Origin of the sequence: Hymenobacter defluvii, assembly GCF_017589435.1 — a bacterium.
GTDB classification, from domain to species: domain Bacteria; phylum Bacteroidota; class Bacteroidia; order Cytophagales; family Hymenobacteraceae; genus Hymenobacter; species Hymenobacter profundi.
The window spans coordinates 1-20,759 of sequence record NZ_JAGETX010000016.1 but is presented as its reverse complement, the minus strand read 5'-3'; the positions used below and the strand labels follow the sequence as shown (position 1 = coordinate 20,759).

Genomic DNA, 20,759 nt, shown 5'->3' with positions numbered 1-20,759 from the left:
AGTTTGATAACACGCAAGCCAACTTTTCGTCGTAGCTTTGTCTGGCAATAAGTAGCACCTAACCTTCTTGTTGCCATGGCCGACTACGCTGCCAAAATTGCCTTCGAGGCCCTCACCTACGATGACGTCCTGCTACTTCCGGCCTACTCCGAAGTACTGCCCCGCGACGCCGACACCAGTTCCCAGCTCACCCGCAACATTCGCCTAAACCTGCCCTTTGTTTCGGCGGCGATGGACACCGTTACTGAAGCCGACATGGCCGTTGCCATGGCCCAGGAAGGCGGTATTGGCATGGTGCACAAAAATATGAGCATCAAAGCGCAAGCCGAACTGGTGCGCCGCGTGAAACGCTCGGAAAGCGGCATCATCCTCGACCCCTTCACGCTGGAGGACACCGCTACCCTGGGTGATGCCAAGCAGATGATGCGCGACAACAAGATTGGCGGCATTCCGATTGTGGACGACCAGCGCCGCCTCAAAGGCATCCTCACCAACCGCGACCTGCGCTTCGAGAAAGACATGAGTCGCCCGGTATCAGAAGTAATGACCCGCGAAAGTCTTGTAACGGCCGCCGCCGGCACTGCCCTCAGTATTGCCGAAGAAATCCTCCAGGATTCAAAAGTGGAGAAGCTGCCCGTGGTAGACAAGGACGGCAAGCTGGTGGGCTTGATTACCTACCGCGACATTCGCAAGCGCCGCCGCTCGCCTAACGCTTGCAAAGATGAGTTCGGCCGCTTGCGGGTAGGCGCCGCGGTGGGCGTGACGGCTGATTTGCTGGACCGCATTGCGGCCCTAGTAGAAGCCGGCGTAGACGTAGTGAGCGTAGACACAGCCCACGGCCACAGCAAAGGTGTGCTGGATGCCGTGCGCAACATCAAAAAGCAGTTCCCTGCCCTCGAAGTCATTGCTGGCAACGTGGCTACTGCTGAAGGTGCCCGCGCCCTAGCCGATGCTGGTGCCGATGCCGTGAAGGTAGGCGTAGGTCCCGGCTCCATCTGCACCACCCGCATTATTGCCGGTATTGGCGTGCCGCAGCTCTCAGCAGTATTGGAAGCGGCCCGCGGCCTGGAAGGCACCGGCGTCCCGCTGATTGCCGACGGTGGCATTAAGTTTTCGGGTGATGTAGTAAAGGCCCTGGCAGCTGGCGCCTCTACCATCATGGTAGGCTCCCTGCTAGCCGGCACCGAGGAGGCACCCGGCGAAGTGACGCTGTTTGAAGGCCGTAAGTACAAGAGCTACCGCGGCATGGGCTCGGTGGAGGCGATGGAAGACGGCTCGAAAGACCGTTACTTCCAGGATGCCGAGGCCGACGTGAAAAAGCTGGTGCCCGAGGGCATTGTGGGCCGTGTGCCCTACAAAGGCCTGGCCGCCGAGGTGCTCTACCAGCTGGCCGGTGGTCTACGGGCCGGTATGGGCTACTGCGGTGCCCCCGATATTGCTACCCTGCAACAGGCTCGCTTCACCCGCATCACGGGCGCAGGCCTACGCGAGTCGCACCCCCACGACGTGCAGATCACCCGCGAAGCACCGAACTATAGCAGCCGGTAAACAAAAGCAGTACGCTGCGTTACAACATTATTTCGACCAGCGGGAGAAATCTCGCGTGCCGTACTAATTCAATCATCAGAAAATTAGTGGGAGCACGCGAGATTTCTCCCGCTGGTCGAAATAACGTTGTATTGCAAGTGTCTACCACCTGCCAATTGCACTCTTGCGGTTGAGCTTCCACTTTCGCGATATAGCATCTATACTTGCGCTAGCAAATCGCTCATTAGTTTAGCAGCCCGGTAGCATCCCGCGTCCGATTTCGGCGCGCTGCGTATCTTGTCGGCCCTTTCGCTATTGCCACTCCGCTGCGGCGCACGGCGTAGTTCTACCTTGTTTTCACTGTATGTCTCTTCGCCAGAAGCTGCAAGCTGTCATCCTACCCCTCACTATTCTGAGTTGGTTGGTGCTGCTGTACTGCACGCTCCTGACCGCCAGCCCAGAGCTGGCCACCCAGTTAGGGCGCCCGGCGCCCTGGCTCACGCTGGTGTCGCAGGCGCTTTTTGCAGCGGGCGTGTTTCTCTACCAGCGCAATCGTCCCGACCCGCTGCGCGGCACCGATTTCACGGGGCTGCTGCGGCGGCTGTTGTTGGGGCCCGGCATCCTGGCCAGCGTTTGTGTGGGATTGCACCTGCTGGAGCGCTTCATTCAGGCCGAAGCGCCTACCAATGACCGAGTCTTTTTCGCGGTTATCTATACCATTAACCTAGCGCTGTTCATCGTCTTTCTAGCCAGTACCAACTACACATGGCGGTCGTTGGTCCTGTTTCGGGCGCCTACCCACTTGCGGCGCGAGTGGCTGTGGTTTGAGCTGTTATTAGGCGGTACACTGTTGTTTCGTCTACTGAACTGGGCGCCCACGGGCCTGCTTGCCTACCCCGTGATGGGTGGCTTGGCTTTGTTTGGCATCTACCTCAGCGGTAACCAGAAGTGGGTAGCCTACCTCAACCGTCGCCAGAAATGGGAAGTGGTGCTGTTGCAGGCAGGCTTGCTACTGTGCATGGGGGTGTTTGTAGTGTACTTCCTGCGCATCGAGCACGACCCCAAGCTGGTAGCGCCCGCGCCCCAGCATGCCTTTTTGATGCTCACCGTTTTCTTCGCCGCGTTCTACTCGCTGGTAGGGCTACTGGTCACGTTTTTCAACCTGCCTACAGCGGGTGTGTTTGAGCAGAAACGCGAGGAAATCCTGAGCCTGCAACGCCTCACGCAGCTGATCCAGAAAGGCCAAACCGAAAAGGAAATCTACAGCACCTTGTTCGACTCGGCAGTGCAAACGGTGGGCGCCGATGCCGCTTGGTTGACCCTGGATACCCCCACAGATGGCTACTCAGGCAAATATTTCAATATTGAGCAGGAGCAAAGCGCTGCCATTCACAGCCTGCTCACCGATTACAACCTAGGCCACATTGAGTACCTGAACAACGATCTGGACAATAGCAGCGGCTTTCGTAGTCTGAAGCTGCCGTTTTCGTCTATGATTGTGATGCCATTGCGCTCTACCAAGCGCCGCTATGGATCCCTGTATATGCTGAAGGACCAGCGCCACGGCTTCGACCGCGAAAACCTGGGCATCCTACAAACTTTCACCAGCCAAACGGTACTCAGTATCGAAAACCTGCAACTGCTCCAGGCTTCTATTGAAAACGAGCGGGTGCAAGAGGAGCTAAAGATTGCCTCGGCCGTACAGGACAGCCTGATTCCGAAGACCCTACCTACCGACAACTGGTTTGAAATCAGCTCCTTTGCCTTGGCAGCCAAAGAGGTAGGCGGCGACTTTTACGACTTCCTACACCTACCGGGCCGTCGCTTGGCTATTTTGGTGGGCGACGTATCGGGAAAGGGTGTGACAGCTGCTTTTCACGTGGCGCAGATGAAGGGTATCTTCCATGCCTTGATGCAGGAGAACCCTCTGGCTCGCAACGACCGGGAAAAATTCCCGGTGCCCAGCCGTTTCATGTCTCAGGCCAACACCGCCCTGATCCACTGCCTGGAAAAGTCATCTTTTATCACTGCTTCGCTCTATATTATTGATTATGAGCACGGTGGATTTGTATTTGCGCGCGCTGGCCACTGCCACACGCTCTATTATCACTCCATCAAGGAAGAGGTTTCCTACTTCCGCACGGCGGGCCTGGGCTTGGGTATTATTCGCAACGACTCCTACGAGAAACACATCAAAAATCAGTTCTACGATTATAACCCCGGCGACGTAATGGTAGTATATACGGATGGTATCGTGGAGGCGCGTGGGGAGAATAAGGAGGAATATGGGGAAGAGCGGTTACAGCGCGTACTGGAGCGCACATACTACCTGGAAGCGGAGGAGATTAAACAACATATTTTGAGCGACTTAGCTGAGTTCAGCTATGGTCAGCCCGTGCACGACGATCAGACGTTGCTGGTGATTAAATTCAAAGCTGTTCAACCTGATCCGCACTCCTAACGTAGAGCCGAGGCATGAAAATAACGCAACAAGCCACTGATACATCGCTCACCCTGAATCTCGACGGTGAGCTGGACGCCAGCTCGTCTGTGATTCTGGATACGGAGCTGTCGAAATCGGAAGTTTTGGACTATCAAAAAATATTAATCGACTGCCAACGACTCAATTATATCTCTTCGGCGGGGCTGGGCGTTTTTATATCCCACTTGCAACGGCTGCAAGATGCCAACGTGAAGCTCATTTTCTACAACATGCAGGAAAAAGTGCATAACGTATTCGAGATTCTGGGCCTCGACTCGCTGATGACGATTGTACCCACACAGGCAGAAGCCGTTGCTATTTAACTCGTTTTGTCGACGGACGCTGCTTTCATGAAAAAAGATATCCGCATTAGTTGTAGTAGAGAAAACCTGAAGGTTGTGCGCGACTTCGTGAACGACTATCTGGCTACCTACAACTTGTCGGAATTACAGCTCAACCAGATTATACTGGCTGTCGACGAGGTAGTAGCAAATCTGATTATTCATGCCAATGGGGAAGATGAATCCCGCTCGTTGTACCTGAGTATCAACTTCGTAAACCATGCTGTGGATATTTCTATTGAGGACAGTAGCCCGATATCTTACCGGCCTTCTACGTTCCGCGAGCCGGACATGAACGAGCATGTGCGCCTGGGCAAGAAAGGCGGGGTAGGCATGGCACTGGTCAACCGGATTATGGACAGTGTGGAGTTCACTACCTCCGGTAGATACAACGTTTGCCGGCTGCACAAGCGCGTTTCCTGAAGAAAAACAGTCGAGTTTAGCATAAGAAGGCACCTTTCGCGGGGTGCCTTTTGTTTTGCGCCCGCGGGTGCTGCCCTCCACGGGCTGGGCAGGAAAAAATCCGTAAAATTGCATCGGTCCTTTCCTGCGCAATGGCGTAGGGTGTCTGTTTTAGATTTATTGCTTTTATGCCTAAACGCATTCTGTACGCCGGCGCTGCCTTAGCACTACTGGCCGGCTGCCAGTCTACCAAAACCACGTCGGCAACCAAACAACCCGTTGTTGAAACGCTGGGAACGCACCCGGTGCCCGCCTCGGAGTTTGCCTACGTATACCGCAAAAACAACAGCACAGCCCCCGATTTTGGTACCCGTGCGGGTGTGGATGAGTATCTGAAGCTGTACACTAATTTCAAGCTGAAGGTGCTCGATGCCGAGCAGCGCGGCCTGGATACCACCCAGGCGTTCCGGCGTGAGTTGGATGGCTACCGGCAACAGCTGGCCCAGCCCTACCTCACCGAGAAAAGCGTGACCGACCAGCTCGTGCGCGAGGCCTACGACCGCCTGAGCAAGGAAATCAACGCGTCGCACATCCTCATCAGAGTAGCACCCGATGCCGCGCCCAAGGATACACTGGCCGCTTACCAGAAAACGCAGGCCCTGCGCCAGCGCGTGACCAGCGGCGGCGAAGACTTTGAAACGGTAGCTCGCCAGACCTCAGAAGACCCTTCGGCTCGCGAAAACGGCGGCCGCCTGGGCTATTTCACCTCGATGCAGATGGTGTACCCCTTCGAGTCGGCGGCGTACAAAACGCCGGTAGGGCAGGTATCGGAGCCAGTGCGCACGCGCTTTGGCTACCACCTCATTAAGGTGAATGACACCCGAGCAGCGCAAGGCGAAATCAAGGTAGCTCACCTCATGATTCGGGCCACGCCCAACATGCCCGCCGCCGATTCGGCCACGGCCAAAAAGAAAATCGACGAGCTGTATAGCCGCCTGCAACGCGGCGAGAACTGGGACAAGCTGGTAGCGCAGTTTTCGGAAGACGCCGGCTCGGCACCCAACGGCGGCGAGATTCCCGCCTTTGGCGCGGGTCGCATGATTCCGAGCTTCGAGGAGGTGGCTTTCAAATTGCAGAAGCCTGGCGACCTATCGCGCCCCGTGCAAACGCCTTACGGCTGGCACGTTATCAAGCTGATTGAGAAAATGCCGGTGCCTTCGTTTGAAGCCATGCAGCCTACCCTCAAGAGCAAGGTAGCCAAGGACTCACGCTCTGAGCTGAACCACGCAGCCTTTTTGAAGCGCGTGAAAGCCGAGAACAAGTTTGAGGAGAACAAGGCCGGGAAAGAGTACGCTTTTGCGAAAGCAGATACAGCCTTGGTGAACGGCCGCTTTGTGTACAAAGCCCCCACCGAGCCGGCAAAAATAAAGAGTAAAGCTACTACTGCTCATACCCTATTTACCATCAACGGCAGAGCCTACCCTGCCACCGACTTCCTGACCTATGTGGAGCAGAGCCAGCGCCCCCGCCCCGGCGATGAGCCCCAGCACGCCATGCAGGTGCTCTACGACCAGTACGTAGACCAGAGCCTGACCAACTACGAGCGCGACAACCTGGAAGGCAAGTACGAGGACTACCGCATGCTGGTGAAGGAATACCGTGACGGTATCCTGCTGTTTCAGCTGATGGACGAGAAAGTATGGTCTAAGGCCATTGACGACTCGGTAGGGCTGCAAAAGTTCTTCACTGAGCACCAGCAGGACTACCAGTGGGCACCGCGCGTGCAGGCAACGGTTATCAACGCCGCCTCACCGGAAGTCTTGAAAGAGGCCCAGCAGTCGCTGCAAGTAGGTCGCTACCAAATCATGACTGACAAGCTGCCGAAAGCGGTTGATTTCAAAGCCGGTTCGGCAGAGCTCACTTCAATGGCTCAAGCAAGCCTTAATCAGCTAGCTGATCAGTTGCTGACTGACACTACTTTGGTATCCACTGAAGTAGTGGGCCATATAAAGCGCGGTGAAAAGTCCGCGCTAGCTCGCCGGCGAGCTGAGCAAGTCGTTTCCTACCTCACCTCCCGGGAAGTACCTGCCAGTCGCCTACGTGCCACAGCCAATTCAAAACCAACGACAGCAACTGTTGCGTTTGCTCAAAGCAGCAACAACCCCGCTATGCTGGAAGCTATCCTCAATCAGAAAAACCCATTGGGGGTAAAGATTCAGCAGCGCACGTTCCAGCAGGGCGACAGCAAAGCCGTGGACCAAGTAGCGCAGCGTGGTCCTGGCACCTACCCCGTGCAATTGGATGGCCGCTACTACTTCGTCATCATCAAAGAACAACTGCCGGCCGGCCCCAAGAAGCTGAGTGAAGCCCGTGGCCAAGCCACTTCCGACTACCAGAATTACCTGGAGCAACAATGGATTGAGCAGTTGCGGACGCAATATCCGGTGCAGCTCAACCAATCAGAAATTGATAAGCTGGTGACCAAGTAGACCACGGATGAGCGCAGGTTTTAACGGATTTCACGAATTTTGTAGAGGACGTTGGGGCTAGCGTATGCAACGCTAACAGGTCTTTGCGGTATCCGCAGCAAGTAGGGTGGCCCCAATGAGCTGGCACAGCTGTGAGGCGCTGCCCCACTCCGCCCACAAAATCCGCTTTCATCCAAAAAATCCGTGATTTATGTTGAAATTTACGCGCTGCTTTTTGCGTTGCTGGGTAGTGCTGTCCGACTGGCAGGTGCCAACACCGGACCTATTTTCTTGCTGCATGACTTATTTTTTTCGTTTGCCGATGCGCGTAGCGCTGCTTAGCCTCGGTTTACTGACGGGCATCGTCACCTCTGCTTCGGCCCAATTAGGCATCGGCCGGCCCGTGGGTCGCACGATAGTGGATGGTATTATCGTAAAGGTGGACAACCAGATTATCCTGAAATCAGATCTGGATATAGTATATGCGCAGGAGGAAGCCCGCGCCGAGGGTAAGGCCTTACCGCTTGACTTGCGCTGCAAAATCCTGCAACAGATTGTGATGAACAAGCTGATGCTAGCCAAGGCCGAAACCGACTCGGTAGTGGTAGAAGAGGCCAAGGTCAACGGCGAGTTGAATCGCCGTATGGCCTACTTCGTGCAGCAAATTGGCTCTGAGAAAAAGCTGGAAGAGTATTACAACAAGCCCCTGAAAGCTCTCAAGGACGACCTGCGCCAACAGGTGAAAGACCAGTTGACGCAACAGGAAATGCAGGAGCGGATTGTGGGCAAAGTAACTGTGACGCCCCGCGAGGTGAAGCAGTATTTCAACCGCATTCCCAAAGACAGCCTACCCTATTTCTCTACTGAGGTAGAGGTAGGGCAGATTGTGAAACTGGCCCAAGTGAACGACAAGGCCAAGCAGGAAGCTATGGCCAAGCTAAACGATCTGCGTGCCCGCATCCAGGGCGGCGAGAGTTTCGAGGAGCTGGCCAAGCAGTATTCGCAAGATCCTGGCTCGGCGGTGCAGGGAGGTTATCTGGGCTTTTTCAAGCGCAAGGAGCTAGTACCTGAGTACGAAGCGGCCGCCTTGCGCATGGAGCCAGGGCAGTTGTCGCCGGTGGTGGAATCGCAGTTCGGCTTTCACCTTATTCAGTTAATTGAGCGCAAGGGCGACAGCTACAGCACGCGCCACATTTTGTTGAAGCCCGAAACCGGCTCGAAGGACGTAAGCGTGGCAGCGGTGCAGCTAAACAAGTTACGCACCCGTATCCTAGCCGACAGCCTTACGTTTGCCAAAGCTGCCAAAGATGAATCAGACGATAAAGCCACTAGCACCAGCGGCGGCCTGATCCAGAACCAACAGAACGCCAGCACTTATATTCCGTTGGATAAAATTGACCCCGCTATCTTCTTCACCATTGATACGATGAAGGTAGGTAGTATTTCGCAGCCCCTACCCTACCGCACCGAAGATGGCAAGGACGCCATGCGCCTGATCTGGCTGAAGTCGAACACGCCGCCTCACCAAGCTAACCTCCGCGACGACTACCAGAAAATTGCGCAGGCTGCTCTCAATGAAAAGAAAAATAAGGCACTAGACGAGTGGTTTGAGAAGAACCGCACCACCGTCTTTATCGACGTAGACCCACAGTACGACGAGTGCCGGCTGCTGCAAAGAACGCTATAGTGATGCGTGAATGCCTGATGCGTTAACGTGCTGATTGAAGTATATACTCGGCATAGTAGCGCATCAAGCATCAGTATATCAAGCAAAGCTCAGCCTATCCATAATCCCTACATCAGCAAATCGACCTATGCCTTTCGCCTCCGATAAAGAAGCCGCCGATGCGCTGGCGCAATCGTACCACAAGCTGCGGCAGGAAATCGGCAAGGTAATTATTGGGCAGGATGAGGTGGTGCGGCTGGTGCTGACTGCCGTGTTTGCCCAGGGTCACTGCCTCTTGGTGGGTGTGCCGGGTCTCGCCAAAACGCTGCTCATTCACACCATTGCTGAGTCTCTGGACCTGTCGTTCAATCGCATCCAGTTCACGCCCGACTTGATGCCCTCCGACATTGTAGGTTCGGAAACAATGAACCAGCAGCGGGATTTTCATTTCGTGCAGGGTCCGATTTTCGCCAACATTGTGCTGGCCGACGAAATCAACCGTACGCCGCCTAAGACCCAGGCGGCGTTGCTGGAAAGCATGCAGGAATACGCTGTGACGGTGGCCGGCAAGCGTTACGCCCTCGACCGTCCGTTCTTCGTGCTAGCTACCCAAAACCCGATTGAACAGGAAGGCACCTACCCCCTACCCGAGGCGCAGCTTGACCGTTTCATGTTTAACATCGAGTTGGGCTACCCTAGCTACGAGGAAGAGTTGCAGGTAGTGAAAAATACCACCAGCGACCGGAAAGCTACCGTAAGCAAGGTACTACACGCCAGTGAAATACAAGCCTACCAGCAGCTTGTGCGCCGTGTACCCGTGGCCGATAACGTGGTGGAATACGCTGTGAGTCTAGTGCACAAGACCCGCCCGAATACCAGCCGCGCCGCAGCCCGTGTGAATCAGCTACTGGAGTGGGGCGCCGGTCCACGTGCTTCGCAGCACCTGATTGTGGGTGCTAAGTGTAATGCCTTGCTCAACGGAAAATACTCGCCCGATATCGAGGATGTGCAGGCGGTGGCCCTACCCATCCTGCGCCACCGCCTGGTGCGCAACTTCAAAGCCGAAGCCGAAGGCATCAGCATCGAGCAAATCATCAAGGAAATTCTGTAGCATTGTTGAAGTTTAGGGCATCAGTGGTCAGCTAAGCTCTGATTATAGGCCAATTCTCAACAGCCACCATTTACCATTCAATACTTCTACCATGGAAGTTTCTGCGTACTACCAGCAGTTCGAGCGTAACGTCAATATTATTCTAGATGCCCTGGCTGCGGGTCTCGATCTGCGCACTACGGCGCTGGCTACCTCTCTCCCGTTGGAAGTATACGTGCTCTGCGAAGTGCTGAACCAGGGTGGCACGCAGTACCGCCTCACCACCGATGGGGTAGGCCGCCTAGCCGAGTTTCAGCAGCAATACATGCAGCACGAAGACCAGACGGAAGCCACCATGCGTCGCCTCCTGGAAGATAAGAAGGCTTACATGGCCACGCCCGAGGGCCGTGTGCTGCTCAAAGAAATGCTGATTCGCCGGCTGGAATACTTCAACGAAGCCGCCCGCCAAGTGAACATCATGCGCACGCAGCACGCCCTAGGCAGCCCCGCGCAATACAAAATTGCGGATTAGTAAGAGTTGTCGTTGTAAAGACTCAATTCGATAAAGTACAAAAGGAAAAGGCTTGCCAATGGCAAGCCTTTTTGCTTTAAGAAACTGTGAGCGTCAATCGGCTACAAAATCCGTGAAATCCGCTAAAATCAGTGTTAATCCGTAATCATGCTAGCTGCGTCTTGCGGACGCACTTCGGTGTTGCCATCTTTGGTATGTTCGACGGGTAGGACACCGATAGGTTCCTTAGCCAAGTCGCTAGGCACCTCGTCGCCGTGGGGGCCTTTAGAGACGGTAACGCCGCCATCTACGAAATAAATGGCGCCGGTAACGTAGCTAGCCTCATCTGATGCCAGGAAAGCATACACATTGGCTACCTCCTCGGTGGTGCCGCGCCGACCCATGGGCACGCCTTGTACGGTGAGCTTTTCCATTTTAGCATTCATCGGGCCGGTTTCTTTGTGTGTCCAGGCGGTGTCGATGGGGCCGGGACCTACAATGTTGGAGCGCACCCCAAATTTGGCCTGCTCCACGGCTACGCCCTTCTGGAAGGCGTGTATGAAGCCCTTAGTACCGCCGTAGGGCGTGTTCTGCGGCTCGCCCATGTGTCCCGCCTCCGAGCCTGCCGATACGATATTGCCCCGCGTTTTTTGCAGGTGCGGAATAGCAGCCCGGGTCATCATAAAGTTTGAGTAGATGTTGTTTTTGATCATGTACTCAAACGCCTCCGTTGGGTATTTATCGATGGTAGAAGTGGCCGGAAACACTCCGGCGTTGTTTACCAGGATGTGTAGCTCCTGATACTCTGCCAGCGCTGCCTGCACGCAGGCCTCTGCCGTTTGAGGGTTCGATAAGTCGCCGGTGAAGGTAATGGCACGGCCACCGGTGCGAATAATCTCTTCCGCTACCTCGCACACTGGATCTTCCGCAAAGCCTGCTACCACCACAGCAGCACCTTCTTTCGCAAATTTTTTAGCGATGGCTTCACCAATCCCAGCGCCACCGCCCGTTATGATGGCCACTTTGCCTGTAAGTCTTCCTGTCATGTCCGTAAATAAAGCTGATAAGCACTGCTACCAGCAGGTGTATAAATGAGTTATTTGCTTTTCTAGAAACGCCCTACTCTACGCGAGGTTAAGGTAGTCGGGCAAAACATTTTGTCATCCCATTGCCTGCTTTTACGTAAGCTCATCAGCGTTTTACTTCCTTGTATGCCTGTTGCTGCCACGCTGTTTGTTGCGCCACCCCTCACTACGGTCACCACTGCGCGCCTCACGCTCCGCCCGTATGCTCCTACCGACGAAGCGGACTTTTTTGCGCTGCTCGACCAGGAGCGCAACCGCCTGCGCCCTGCTTTCCCGGCCCGCGTAGCTGCTACCACCACTCCTACTGATGCGGCCCGTGTACTAGCCACTTTCCTGAGTGACTGGCACTCCGACCGGCTGTATGTGCTCGGTATCTGGCATACGGCCACCGCTGCTTACCTGGGTGATATCAGCCTGCGCCCGCAAACGGGCCGCACCCGCACCGCCGAAATTGGCTACTACCTTGCCCAGTCGGCCGAAGGCCACGGGTACGCCCGCGAGGCTCTGGCCGCTGCCGTGCAGTTTGGCTTCGACGACCTGCAAGTGGGTATTTTTTCCATTCGGTGCCGGGCAAACAACTCGCGTAGCTGCGCCGTGGCCCAGGCAGCAGGATTTCGGCAGTTGCCTACCCGCACACGGCTGTGGCCTTTGCGCAAGCACGATGCGGAGGGAGAGATTTTATACTATAGCTTATCTCAGGCTACTGCTCCTACCCGGTAGTTGCTACTTGCCTACCCGTTCGCGGCGGCTGATATTGCCCAGCAGCCATTCCTGCCGGAAATTCAAATAAATACCCGCCGCGAAGTCTGTCTTTTTTTCCTTGAAATCATGCACTGGCTCTACACGCACGGTAATAGCCGCCGCTTCGCCCAACGAAAAATCCCGCATCAAGCGCAAAATCAGAATACGACGGTGCGGCTCGATATACGTTGGGCTGCCCACTGAGCGGGAAGCCGACTGGTACAAATCGCCACCCAGCGGCGATAGAAACCGTTGGCCCTGCCAGTAACTCAGCATCACATTGAGGTAGCGCGTCTCGGCGGTGGCATTGAGGTAGAGCCCATTGCCACGCCGGTAGGGTAGCTGGTAGGCAAACGACTTGTCGTAATAGCCTGTGCCGTAGGCCTGCACCCGAAATGCCGTGGTAGGGTGGGTAGGAAGCTGATAACGCGCCTCTACCCCTGTAGCTCCGTTGAACAGCGTCTGCAACGGCCGGTCGATGGTGTCGATTTGCCCGCCCCGGTGGGTGGCTGTGAATTGCAGAGGTAAGGACACTGTCACGGGGCTACTAGCGCCGGTGAGGCGCACCGAACCACTGAGGCCGCCCGCAATTTCTTCCTGATAATTGCTGTACCGATACTGCTGCCGTTGCCAGTCCACCCAAACGTCTAGCCCTACCCTATCAGAAACATAGCGATACTGCAATCCTTCCTCCAACGGTTTTAGGATTACGCGCTCAAAATTGAACAGCGGCTCGATGTAGCCGTGGTTCAAATGCGGCCGAATGTTTCCAAAAATAAACTCGCTGTTGCCCTTGGTATAAGTAGCCCGAAAAGTAGGCCGCACCTGTCGCAGCCGGGCGTTACCAAAGTCTTTCCACAGAAATACACCGCCTTCCAGCCGCAAATTAGCTGTAGGATAATACACGATCTGTGGGTTCAACTGCGTGCCAAATAGCGTGTATCCCTCGATAATGCGGTTGAAATACTCGTTATCCTTGAAAAACGTGAAGGAGCGCACGGATAGTCGCAGGTCGCCGGCGGTGTTTTCTTCTTCGCTGGAAGAAGCCTGCTGATTGAAAGTAAACTCGCTTTTTTTGCCTGGTTCAGTATTTGTGAATGCCCGATTATCTAGTTGCGCTTGCACCGCATGCGTGCTAACTAGCAGACCGCCAACAGCTAATATATTTAGTAAATAATTTCTCATATATTTATCGGCACAACGGCACGAAAAGCCAGGGTCGGGTGTTAGAAAAAGCTGCCCCAAATAAGCGCCGTCACGGGTTTCACCGTGCAGCGTTGAGCTTGCTGGGCAGCCGGAAAAAGCATAATTTTCACCAAACGTAAGTACTTTTTATAACCTACCCTCACATGGCTGCAACCACAGAGAAAGTCGTCGCCGATCCGGCCGCTGAAAAAAGAAAGGCCCTGCAACTCACGATGGAAAAGCTGGACAAGTCGTTCGGCAAAGGCACCGTGATGAAGCTCAGCGACAATAAAGTTGTCGACATTCCGGCTATCAGCACTGGCTCCTTGGGCTTGGATATTGCACTGGGCATTGGTGGCCTGCCTAAAGGTCGTATTGTTGAGATTTACGGCCCTGAATCGTCGGGTAAGACTACCCTCACGATGCACTGCATTGCGGAGGCACAGAAGAAAGGCGGCATCGCGGCTTTCATCGACGCCGAGCACGCCTTTGACAAAGGCTACGCCGAAAAGCTAGGCATTGACACCGAAAACCTGCTCATCGCCCAGCCTGACAATGGCGAGCAAGCCCTGGAAATTGCCGACCAGCTGATTTCCTCCGGTGCCATCGACATTATTGTAATTGACTCCGTAGCTGCTCTGGTGCCCAAAGGCGAACTGGAAGGCGACATGGGCGACTCGAAAATGGGTCTGCACGCGCGTTTGATGTCGCAGGCTCTACGGAAGCTCACCGGTACCATCAACAAAACCGGCTGCTGCTGCATTTTCATCAACCAGCTGCGCGAGAAAATCGGTGTGATGTTCGGTAACCCCGAAACCACCACTGGTGGTAACGCCCTGAAATTCTACGCTTCTGTGCGCCTTGATATCCGTCGCATCGGCCAGATCAAGGAAGACAAAGACAACATCACCGGCAACCGCACCAAGGTGAAGGTGGTGAAGAACAAGGTAGCGCCACCCTTCAAGGTGATTGAATTCGATATTATCTACGGCGAAGGCATCTCCAAAATCGGTGAGATTCTGGACCTGGGTGTAGATATGGGTATCATCGCCAAGTCGGGCTCGTGGTTCTCCTACAACGGCGACCGTCTCGGTCAGGGCCGCGAAGGTGTGAAGACCATCTTGCACGATAACGAGGAGCTGGCCAACGAAATCGAAACTAAGATTCGTCAGATGGTGAAGGGTGAGCCCGAAGCCGCGCTGGCCGCCATCCCCGAAGACCGTACGGTAGATGAGGACGACGAAGTGCTGGCTGAGTAGGCATTGTTCCTACCCTAGCTTGAATTGCAAAGCCCCATAGCCGCTAGTTATGGGGCTTTTTCGTATTCTGCCGCATTTTACTACTATGCTCCTCAAGCTCAGGTGTACTTAGCTGGCGGCGCGTTCGTATGTTGTGTAGCTTTGCTGGCACCGCTTTTGAATACGTACCAGCTGAAACAACCCCGCCGTTCCGTATGTCCCGTCGCTGGTTTTACTACGTTTGTCTGCTTCTTTTCGCTGGTGTAGGCCTTTCGGCTTTTCAACCAACGGAGGCTACCCGTATCGTATCCAATAGCAGCTTCACTCATGGCGAAGTGCTCAGCTACAAGGTACACTATGGTCTGATTAACGCTGCCGAGGCCACTATTGAGGTAGCCGATAACATTCACCGCGTGAACAACCGGCCGTGCTACCAGGCTACTGTTACGGGACGCACGCTGGGCTCCTTCGATTTTTTCTTACGCATCCGGGACACCTGGCGCTCCTACATCGACACGGCTTCCATCCGGCCGCAACGCTTTTTCCGCAACATCGAGGAAAACCACTACCGCAAGCGCGAAACCGTGGACTTCGACCATACCCGCGCCGTAGCTTCTGTCGAATCGTATAAAAAAGACAAGAATGATGTAAAACGCGGTACCTTTAAGGTGCCAAGCAATGTGCAGGATATCGTGAGCGGGGTTTATTTCCTGAGAACTATTAATTTTGACCAGCATCGACCCGGTGAGGTTATCCGGGTGCAGGGCTTTTTCGACGACGAAGTGTTTAGCATGGACGTTATCTACAAAGGGCGCGAAACGGTGGAAACCAAAGCAGGCATTGTGCGGGCGCTTCGGCTGGTGCCCAAGATGCCCAGCAACAAACTCTTCCGCGGCGAAAACGCCATTTCGGTGTACCTCTCCGACGACCGCAATAAAATTCCGGTTCTGATTCAGGCCGAAATGTTTGTTGGCTCCGTGAAAGTGGATATGTATAAATACCAAGGCCTCAAAAATCGATTGAACTTAGTGGCCTCTAATTGATTGTAAGGAAAAGCGACTCCGTTGGGGTCGCTTTTTTTGTAGCTCGGCGGCGCAAACGGCCCGTCGAGTCTGTTTCACTTTTAATGCTCCCCTCCCTTGGCATCAACGGTTAAGACACTGCCAGCCCGCAAAAACGTCCTTTCTCCTCCTACCTCCCACCGCCGCGTTGGCCTGTCGGCCCGCGTTCTGTTCTACCCCAAACCGCCTCGCCCTGTGCACGCTACTTCTGCTTCCAACGCCTATCGCATTCTCGTTGTTGACGACGACCCAGACATTGTTGAGCTACTGGAGTACAACCTACGCAAAGAAGGGTACGAAGTAGCTTCGGCCGCCGATGGCCGCCAAGCGCTGGAAATCGCCACCGATTTTGGCCCTGACATTATCCTGCTCGACGTGATGATGCCCCATCTGGATGGCATCGCCGCATGCCGCCAGCTACGCGAGCAGCCGCGCTTCAAGGATGCCTATATTATCTTCCTGACAGCTCGCGCCGAGGAGTTTTCGGAAGTGGCTGCCTTTGAGGCCGGCGCCGACGACTTCATCAACAAGCCCATCAAGCCGCGTGCCCTCATGAGCCGTCTGGCTGCCTTCGTGCGCCGCGACCAGGATCCGCAGCAGGTTAGCGCCACCATCGAAATCAACGGTCTGACTATTGACCGCACGGGCTTTGCTGTGTACCAGGATGGTCGCAAAATCATTCTGCCTAAGAAGGAATTTGAGTTGCTGGCGTTCCTGGCTGCTTCGCCCCACAAAGTGTTCAACCGCGACGAACTTCTCCAGAATATTTGGGGTAACGACGTATTTGTGCTGGCCCGCACCGTGGATGTGCACGTGCGTAAAGTGCGCGAGAAGGTAGGCGACCACCATATTCAAACCATCAAAGGGGTAGGGTATAAATTCAACGCTGATTAGCGCCTCCCGCAAAGCCTTTTGCTAGAACGTCATGCTGAGCGCAGCGTAGCGGAGTCGGAGCATCTTTCTTGATAGTAGTTCAAGTAACAGGAATTATTATCTTAAGTACAGATGCTTTGCCTCCGGTGCGCCGCGCTCAGCATGACCTATTTTCAACCACTACCTACCCTATATCTTTTCCTTTGAAACTCAATCTGTCCTCACGTACTATTGCTATCCTCATTTCGATGCTCGTGGCTGGTGTGCTTACGGCCTTGGCCGTTTACGCGCCACAGATGGAGTTTCGGGAAGCATTCTTAACGGCGGGCATTACAGTAGCAGCTTGTTTTCTGCTGGTTTACTTATCGTTTGAAGCGCTGATCTTCCGGGAAATCAATACCATTTATTCAGGTTTGGAGATGATCAAGCGCAAAGAATTGCGCAAGCTCTCCAATAAATTCCTGTTTCGGCCTGAGCCCCTGAAGCGCCTGCGCGACGAGATTCTGCAAATGGCTGCTCGCAAGCAGCAAGAAATCGACGAGCTAAAACGCTTGCAAGTGCTGCGCCGCGAGTTCCTAGCCGATGTATCGCACGAGCTGAAAACGCCCATTTTTGCCGCGCAAGGCTTCGTGCATACTATTCTGGACGACGACGAAATAGACGAAGTAACCCAGCGAAAATTTCTCTCTAAAGCCGCCAGCAGCCTTGATGCCCTTAACGACCTGGTGCAGGACCTGGTCACAATTTCACAGCTGGAGAAAGGCGTGGTGCAGATGCGCCGCCAGCGCTTCAACGTAGTGCAGCTGGTGCTCGACATCTTTGAGCAGCTAGAGCTAACGGCCGCCCAACGGAGCGTAACGCTGGAGCTACTCCCCCCTACCCTCGCCGATGCCGAGCTACTGGTGCTAGCCGACCGCAACCGCATCCGCCAAGTGCTCATCAACCTTATCGACAACGGCATTAAGTACGGTCAGGAGAAAGGACATGTATCCGTACACCTCTCAGAAACCGCCAAAACAGTGCGTATTGCCGTGCACAACGATGGGGAGGGCATTGCCAAGCAGCACCATCACCGGGTTTTCGAGCGATTCTACCGCATCGAGAAAAGTCGTTCGCGCAACTCGGGCGGCACGGGCTTAGGCTTGGCTATCAGCAAGCACATTGTGGAAGGCCATAAGTCGGTGTTGCGCCTACACAGCGAGCCGGGTCAGGGCACTACCTTCGAGTTCAAGCTACCAAAGCCCAAGTTGCGACGCCCCGTAAAACAGCCGGAGCAGGTAGACTAACACGGATATGCGCGCTTCCCGCTACCTTCGTAGTGTAATGAAGCATATTGATTTTCAAGACCTGATTCTGTTTGAAGACGAGGACTACATCGTCATCAACAAGCCGCCGTTTCTGGCTACCCTCGACGAGCGGTTTGGCGGTGCCAACAACATTCTGCGCATGGCCCGCGAGTATGCCGATGATGTGCAGGCATGCCACCGCCTCGACAAAGAAACCTCGGGTGCACTGGCGCTGGCCAAGAACCCGGCGGCCTACCGCCACCTTTCCATGCAGTTTGAAAACCGGGAGGTGAACAAACTCTACCATGCCGTGGCCTGGGGTGTGCATCACTTCGATAATCTACTAGTAGATCGTAAAATCGAAACCACTTCGAAGGGCAAAGCCCGCCTCGCATTCAAAGGCAAGCCTGCCGAAACCTATTTCACTACCCTCGAAGCCTTTGCCCGCCATACGCTGGTGCAGTGCGTACCCGTCACCGGCCGAATGCACCAGATTCGCCTACACCTGATGTTTTTGCAGGCTCCCATTGTAGGCGACGGTTTGTATGGCGGCGAAGACTTCTACCTGTCTTCACTCAAGCGCAAGTTCAACGTGAAAGAAGGTGAGGAAGAACAGCCATTTATTAAGCGCTTTGCCTTGCACGCCCGGCAGCTCACCTTTGCCAAAATGGACGGCGAACGTGTAACTATTGAGGCCCCCTACCCTAAAGATTTCCGGGTATTGGTGGATACGCTACGGCAGTATCAGTAGCCATCAGCGGCTTAGCGAACTGCTTAAAAAGTGCTCCTGTGTGCAGCGCTATGGCTTTCACACACAAAACTTTATAGCATCGTTTGCTTCCTGCCCGAAAAACGGTAACTTTGTGTCCGTTTTTCCCGAGCCGCATTCGGTTCATGCCTCATTTTCAAACGTTTACTCAACTCATCAATGGATCATCTGAGCTTCAAGACGATTTCCGTCAACAAAGCCAACGCCAATAAGGGCTGGGTCGTGATTGATGCTGGTGACGCTACGCTGGGCCGTTTGGCCAGCCAAGTTGCCAACATCCTACGCGGCAAGCACAAGCCCTCGTTCACGCCCAACTCGGACTGCGGCGACAACGTTATTGTTGTTAACGCTGACAAGCTGCGCGTTACGGGCAAGAAGCTGACCGACAAAATCTACATCACGCACTCGGGCTACCCCGGCGGTCAGAAGCGCATCAACCTGCGCGATAAGAAAGCCAAAGACTCGACTCGCGTAATCGAGCACGCCGTGAAAGGTATGCTGCAAGGCAACCGTTTGGGTTCGGAGCAATTCCGCAACCTGTTCGTGTATGCCGGCGCCGAGCATCCCCACGCAGCACAGCAGCCTAAAGCTGTTGATCTTAAGCACCTGTAAGCCATATAAGGCTTTCCTTTTTCTCTAATCGTATTCTATTAATGGAAATTTCCAACACCTCTGGTAGAAGAAAAACCTCGGTGGCGCGCATTTATATGCAAGCCGGGCAAGGGAATATCACTATCAATGGCCGGGACATGAAAGCGTACTTCGGTAACGAGCTCCTGGAAAATATCGTGAACCAGCCTTTGGCGACGGTCGAGCAAGTCGGCCAGTACGACATTAAGGTGAACGTGCGCGGCGGTGGCATCTCGGCTCAGGCTGAGGCTATCCGTCTGGCCATCTCGAAAGCCCTCGTAGGCGACAACGCAGAGGTTCGTCCGGCGTTGAAGAAAGAAGGCTTCCTGACCCGCGACCCGCGCATGGTGGAACGCAAGAAATTCGGTAAGCGCAAAGCTCGTCGTTCGTTCCAGTTCTCGAAACGCTAATCTTCCAGAGGAATTCCTATCATGGCTCAGACCACCACATATAAAGAACTGCTTGACGCAGGTGCCCACTTTGGTCACCTTACGCGCAAGTGGGACCCGAAAATGGCGCCGTACATCTTCATGGAGAAGAACGGCATCCATATTATCGACTTGAACAAGACCCTCGTTTCGTTGGATCAGGCAGCTGCTGCTATTCGTCAGATCTCTAAGTCGGGCCGGAAAGTACTGTTCGTAGCTACTAAGAAGCAAGCGCAGGAAATCGTAACGGAAGAGGCTAAGCGTCTCAAAATGCCGTACGTAACTGACCGTTGGCTGGGTGGTATGCTCACCAACTTCGCTACCGTACGCAAGTCGCTGAAGAAAATGAGCACCATCGACAAGATGGTGAAGGAAAATACGGCATACGCAGCCCTTGCTAAGCGCGAGAAGCTGATGATGTCGCGCGAGCGTGAGAAGCTGGAGCGTGTACTGGGCGGCATTGCCGACCTGAGCCGCCTACCTGCTGCGCTGTTCGTAGTAGATGTAAAGCGTGAGCATATTGCTGTGAAAGAAGCCCAAAAGCTGAACATCCCGGTATTTGCCATCGTGGACACCAACTCCAACCCCGAACTGGTAGACTTCCCAATTCCGGCTAATGATGATGCCTCGAAATCAGTTTCGCTGATTATCGGTGTAATCGGTAAGGCCATTGAAGAAGGTCTGTCGGAACGGAAGGTAGACAAAGAAGAGTCTGACCGGAAGCAGTCGGAAGACGAAGGCATCCAGGAAAAACAAGCTGCCGACGAATAGGCTCTGGCCCATTGATTGAGTGAGAGGGAACATGCGAAGCACTCGGCTCCGGTGTTCCCTCTTTCTTTTGGGTAGGCAGCCTGTTGCATGTGTCGATATGGCAGACTCCGGGTGCTTTGCAAGACTTTTGCACTACCTATCCAGAATATGCACTCAGCGTGCAGTTCACTTACAATAGTATCACCCAACTCCTAAACATACACGA

Annotated in this window: 19 protein-coding genes; 17 read left to right on the top strand and 2 right to left on the bottom strand. The window is 54.4% G+C overall.

All coding sequences use genetic code 11. The annotated features are described in order from the left end of the window. Positions 1-75 precede the first annotated feature (75 nt). The 8 genes from guaB (at position 76) to J4D97_RS18730 (ending at position 10,508) form a co-directional block, all read left to right on the top strand. Entirely contained in the window at positions 76-1,548 is a 1,473-nt protein-coding gene (guaB, locus tag J4D97_RS18765; protein WP_208308910.1) for an IMP dehydrogenase, read from the top strand. Positions 1,549-1,891: 343 nt separating this feature from the next. Next, the gene (locus J4D97_RS18760) at positions 1,892-3,988 is read left to right on the top strand and encodes a GAF domain-containing SpoIIE family protein phosphatase (RefSeq protein ID WP_208308909.1); all 2,097 of its coding nucleotides are present in this window, start codon (positions 1,892-1,894) and stop codon (positions 3,986-3,988) included. A gap of 14 nt (positions 3,989-4,002) precedes the next feature. Next, the gene (locus tag J4D97_RS18755; protein ID WP_185281276.1) at positions 4,003-4,332 is read left to right on the top strand and encodes an STAS domain-containing protein; all 330 of its coding nucleotides are present in this window, start codon (positions 4,003-4,005) and stop codon (positions 4,330-4,332) included. A gap of 27 nt (positions 4,333-4,359) precedes the next feature. Beyond that, positions 4,360-4,773 carry an ATP-binding protein gene (locus J4D97_RS18750; RefSeq protein ID WP_208308908.1) on the top strand — a complete coding sequence of 138 codons (414 nt, stop codon included), beginning with the start codon at positions 4,360-4,362 and terminating at the stop codon, positions 4,771-4,773. Positions 4,774-4,940: 167 nt separating this feature from the next. Then, positions 4,941-7,241 (top strand): peptidylprolyl isomerase, encoded by a 2,301-nt coding sequence (locus tag J4D97_RS18745; RefSeq protein WP_208308907.1) that lies wholly within the window; start codon positions 4,941-4,943, stop codon positions 7,239-7,241. A 277-nt stretch (positions 7,242-7,518) separates the two neighbouring features. After that, entirely contained in the window at positions 7,519-8,907 is a 1,389-nt protein-coding gene (locus J4D97_RS18740; RefSeq protein ID WP_243900406.1) for a peptidylprolyl isomerase, read from the top strand. Positions 8,908-9,034: 127 nt separating this feature from the next. Then, positions 9,035-9,997 carry an AAA family ATPase gene (locus J4D97_RS18735; protein WP_185281279.1) on the top strand — a complete coding sequence of 321 codons (963 nt, stop codon included), beginning with the start codon at positions 9,035-9,037 and terminating at the stop codon, positions 9,995-9,997. 91 nt (positions 9,998-10,088) lie between these two features. Next, positions 10,089-10,508 carry a hypothetical protein gene (locus J4D97_RS18730; protein ID WP_185281280.1) on the top strand — a complete coding sequence of 140 codons (420 nt, stop codon included), beginning with the start codon at positions 10,089-10,091 and terminating at the stop codon, positions 10,506-10,508. Positions 10,509-10,642: 134 nt separating this feature from the next. Here the strand turns inward: J4D97_RS18730 and J4D97_RS18725 are convergent, their stop codons facing one another. Then, entirely contained in the window at positions 10,643-11,533 is an 891-nt protein-coding gene (locus J4D97_RS18725) for an SDR family NAD(P)-dependent oxidoreductase (RefSeq protein WP_208308906.1), read from the bottom strand. 165 nt (positions 11,534-11,698) lie between these two features. Here J4D97_RS18725 and J4D97_RS18720 point away from each other — a divergent pair, with 165 nt between their 5' ends. Then, positions 11,699-12,292, top strand: coding sequence for a GNAT family N-acetyltransferase (locus J4D97_RS18720; protein ID WP_208308905.1), 594 nt, complete (start codon positions 11,699-11,701; stop codon positions 12,290-12,292). Positions 12,293-12,295: 3 nt separating this feature from the next. Here J4D97_RS18720 and J4D97_RS18715 read toward each other — a convergent pair whose 3' ends face one another. Next, the gene (locus J4D97_RS18715; RefSeq protein WP_208308904.1) at positions 12,296-13,438 is read right to left on the bottom strand and encodes a hypothetical protein; all 1,143 of its coding nucleotides are present in this window, start codon (positions 13,436-13,438) and stop codon (positions 12,296-12,298) included. A 224-nt stretch (positions 13,439-13,662) separates the two neighbouring features. On the opposite strand from J4D97_RS18715, the gene recA reads away from it, so the two are divergent. The 8 genes from recA to rpsB all read left to right on the top strand — a co-directional run bounded on the left by recA (position 13,663) and on the right by rpsB (position 20,554). Then, positions 13,663-14,757, top strand: coding sequence for a recombinase RecA (gene recA / locus J4D97_RS18710; RefSeq protein ID WP_208308903.1), 1,095 nt, complete (start codon positions 13,663-13,665; stop codon positions 14,755-14,757). A gap of 194 nt (positions 14,758-14,951) precedes the next feature. After that, entirely contained in the window at positions 14,952-15,779 is an 828-nt protein-coding gene (locus J4D97_RS18705) for a DUF3108 domain-containing protein (protein ID WP_185281285.1), read from the top strand. A gap of 213 nt (positions 15,780-15,992) precedes the next feature. Beyond that, positions 15,993-16,691 carry a response regulator gene (locus J4D97_RS18700; protein WP_185284345.1) on the top strand — a complete coding sequence of 233 codons (699 nt, stop codon included), beginning with the start codon at positions 15,993-15,995 and terminating at the stop codon, positions 16,689-16,691. Positions 16,692-16,873: 182 nt separating this feature from the next. Continuing rightward, the gene (locus tag J4D97_RS18695; RefSeq protein WP_208308902.1) at positions 16,874-17,956 is read left to right on the top strand and encodes a sensor histidine kinase; all 1,083 of its coding nucleotides are present in this window, start codon (positions 16,874-16,876) and stop codon (positions 17,954-17,956) included. A 37-nt stretch (positions 17,957-17,993) separates the two neighbouring features. Then, positions 17,994-18,707: an RluA family pseudouridine synthase gene (locus J4D97_RS18690; protein ID WP_208308901.1), complete on the top strand. Its 714-nt coding sequence runs from the start codon at positions 17,994-17,996 to the stop codon at positions 18,705-18,707. Positions 18,708-18,884: 177 nt separating this feature from the next. Continuing rightward, the gene (rplM, locus tag J4D97_RS18685) at positions 18,885-19,337 is read left to right on the top strand and encodes a 50S ribosomal protein L13 (RefSeq protein ID WP_185281288.1); all 453 of its coding nucleotides are present in this window, start codon (positions 18,885-18,887) and stop codon (positions 19,335-19,337) included. Between the two features lie 41 nt (positions 19,338-19,378). Beyond that, the gene (gene rpsI / locus J4D97_RS18680) at positions 19,379-19,765 is read left to right on the top strand and encodes a 30S ribosomal protein S9 (protein ID WP_185281289.1); all 387 of its coding nucleotides are present in this window, start codon (positions 19,379-19,381) and stop codon (positions 19,763-19,765) included. Between the two features lie 21 nt (positions 19,766-19,786). Continuing rightward, positions 19,787-20,554 carry a 30S ribosomal protein S2 gene (gene rpsB / locus J4D97_RS18675; protein ID WP_208308900.1) on the top strand — a complete coding sequence of 256 codons (768 nt, stop codon included), beginning with the start codon at positions 19,787-19,789 and terminating at the stop codon, positions 20,552-20,554. Positions 20,555-20,759 lie beyond the last annotated feature (205 nt).

Bases quoted from the DNA above. Each gene is read 5' to 3' on its own strand.
- guaB (WP_208308910.1), top strand. From the start codon at position 76: ATGGCCGACTACGCTGCCAAAATTGCCTTCGAGGCCCTCACCTACGAT.
- J4D97_RS18760 (WP_208308909.1), top strand. From the start codon at position 1,892: ATGTCTCTTCGCCAGAAGCTGCAAGCTGTCATCCTACCCCTCACTATT.
- J4D97_RS18755 (WP_185281276.1), top strand. From the start codon at position 4,003: ATGAAAATAACGCAACAAGCCACTGATACATCGCTCACCCTGAATCTC.
- J4D97_RS18750 (WP_208308908.1), top strand. From the start codon at position 4,360: ATGAAAAAAGATATCCGCATTAGTTGTAGTAGAGAAAACCTGAAGGTT.
- J4D97_RS18745 (WP_208308907.1), top strand. From the start codon at position 4,941: ATGCCTAAACGCATTCTGTACGCCGGCGCTGCCTTAGCACTACTGGCC.
- J4D97_RS18740 (WP_243900406.1), top strand. From the start codon at position 7,519: ATGACTTATTTTTTTCGTTTGCCGATGCGCGTAGCGCTGCTTAGCCTC.
- J4D97_RS18735 (WP_185281279.1), top strand. From the start codon at position 9,035: ATGCCTTTCGCCTCCGATAAAGAAGCCGCCGATGCGCTGGCGCAATCG.
- J4D97_RS18730 (WP_185281280.1), top strand. From the start codon at position 10,089: ATGGAAGTTTCTGCGTACTACCAGCAGTTCGAGCGTAACGTCAATATT.
- J4D97_RS18725 (WP_208308906.1), bottom strand. From the start codon at position 11,533: ATGACAGGAAGACTTACAGGCAAAGTGGCCATCATAACGGGCGGTGGC.
- J4D97_RS18720 (WP_208308905.1), top strand. From the start codon at position 11,699: ATGCCTGTTGCTGCCACGCTGTTTGTTGCGCCACCCCTCACTACGGTC.
- recA (WP_208308903.1), top strand. From the start codon at position 13,663: ATGGCTGCAACCACAGAGAAAGTCGTCGCCGATCCGGCCGCTGAAAAA.
- J4D97_RS18705 (WP_185281285.1), top strand. From the start codon at position 14,952: ATGTCCCGTCGCTGGTTTTACTACGTTTGTCTGCTTCTTTTCGCTGGT.
- J4D97_RS18690 (WP_208308901.1), top strand. From the start codon at position 17,994: ATGAAGCATATTGATTTTCAAGACCTGATTCTGTTTGAAGACGAGGAC.
- rplM (WP_185281288.1), top strand. From the start codon at position 18,885: ATGGATCATCTGAGCTTCAAGACGATTTCCGTCAACAAAGCCAACGCC.
- rpsI (WP_185281289.1), top strand. From the start codon at position 19,379: ATGGAAATTTCCAACACCTCTGGTAGAAGAAAAACCTCGGTGGCGCGC.
- rpsB (WP_208308900.1), top strand. From the start codon at position 19,787: ATGGCTCAGACCACCACATATAAAGAACTGCTTGACGCAGGTGCCCAC.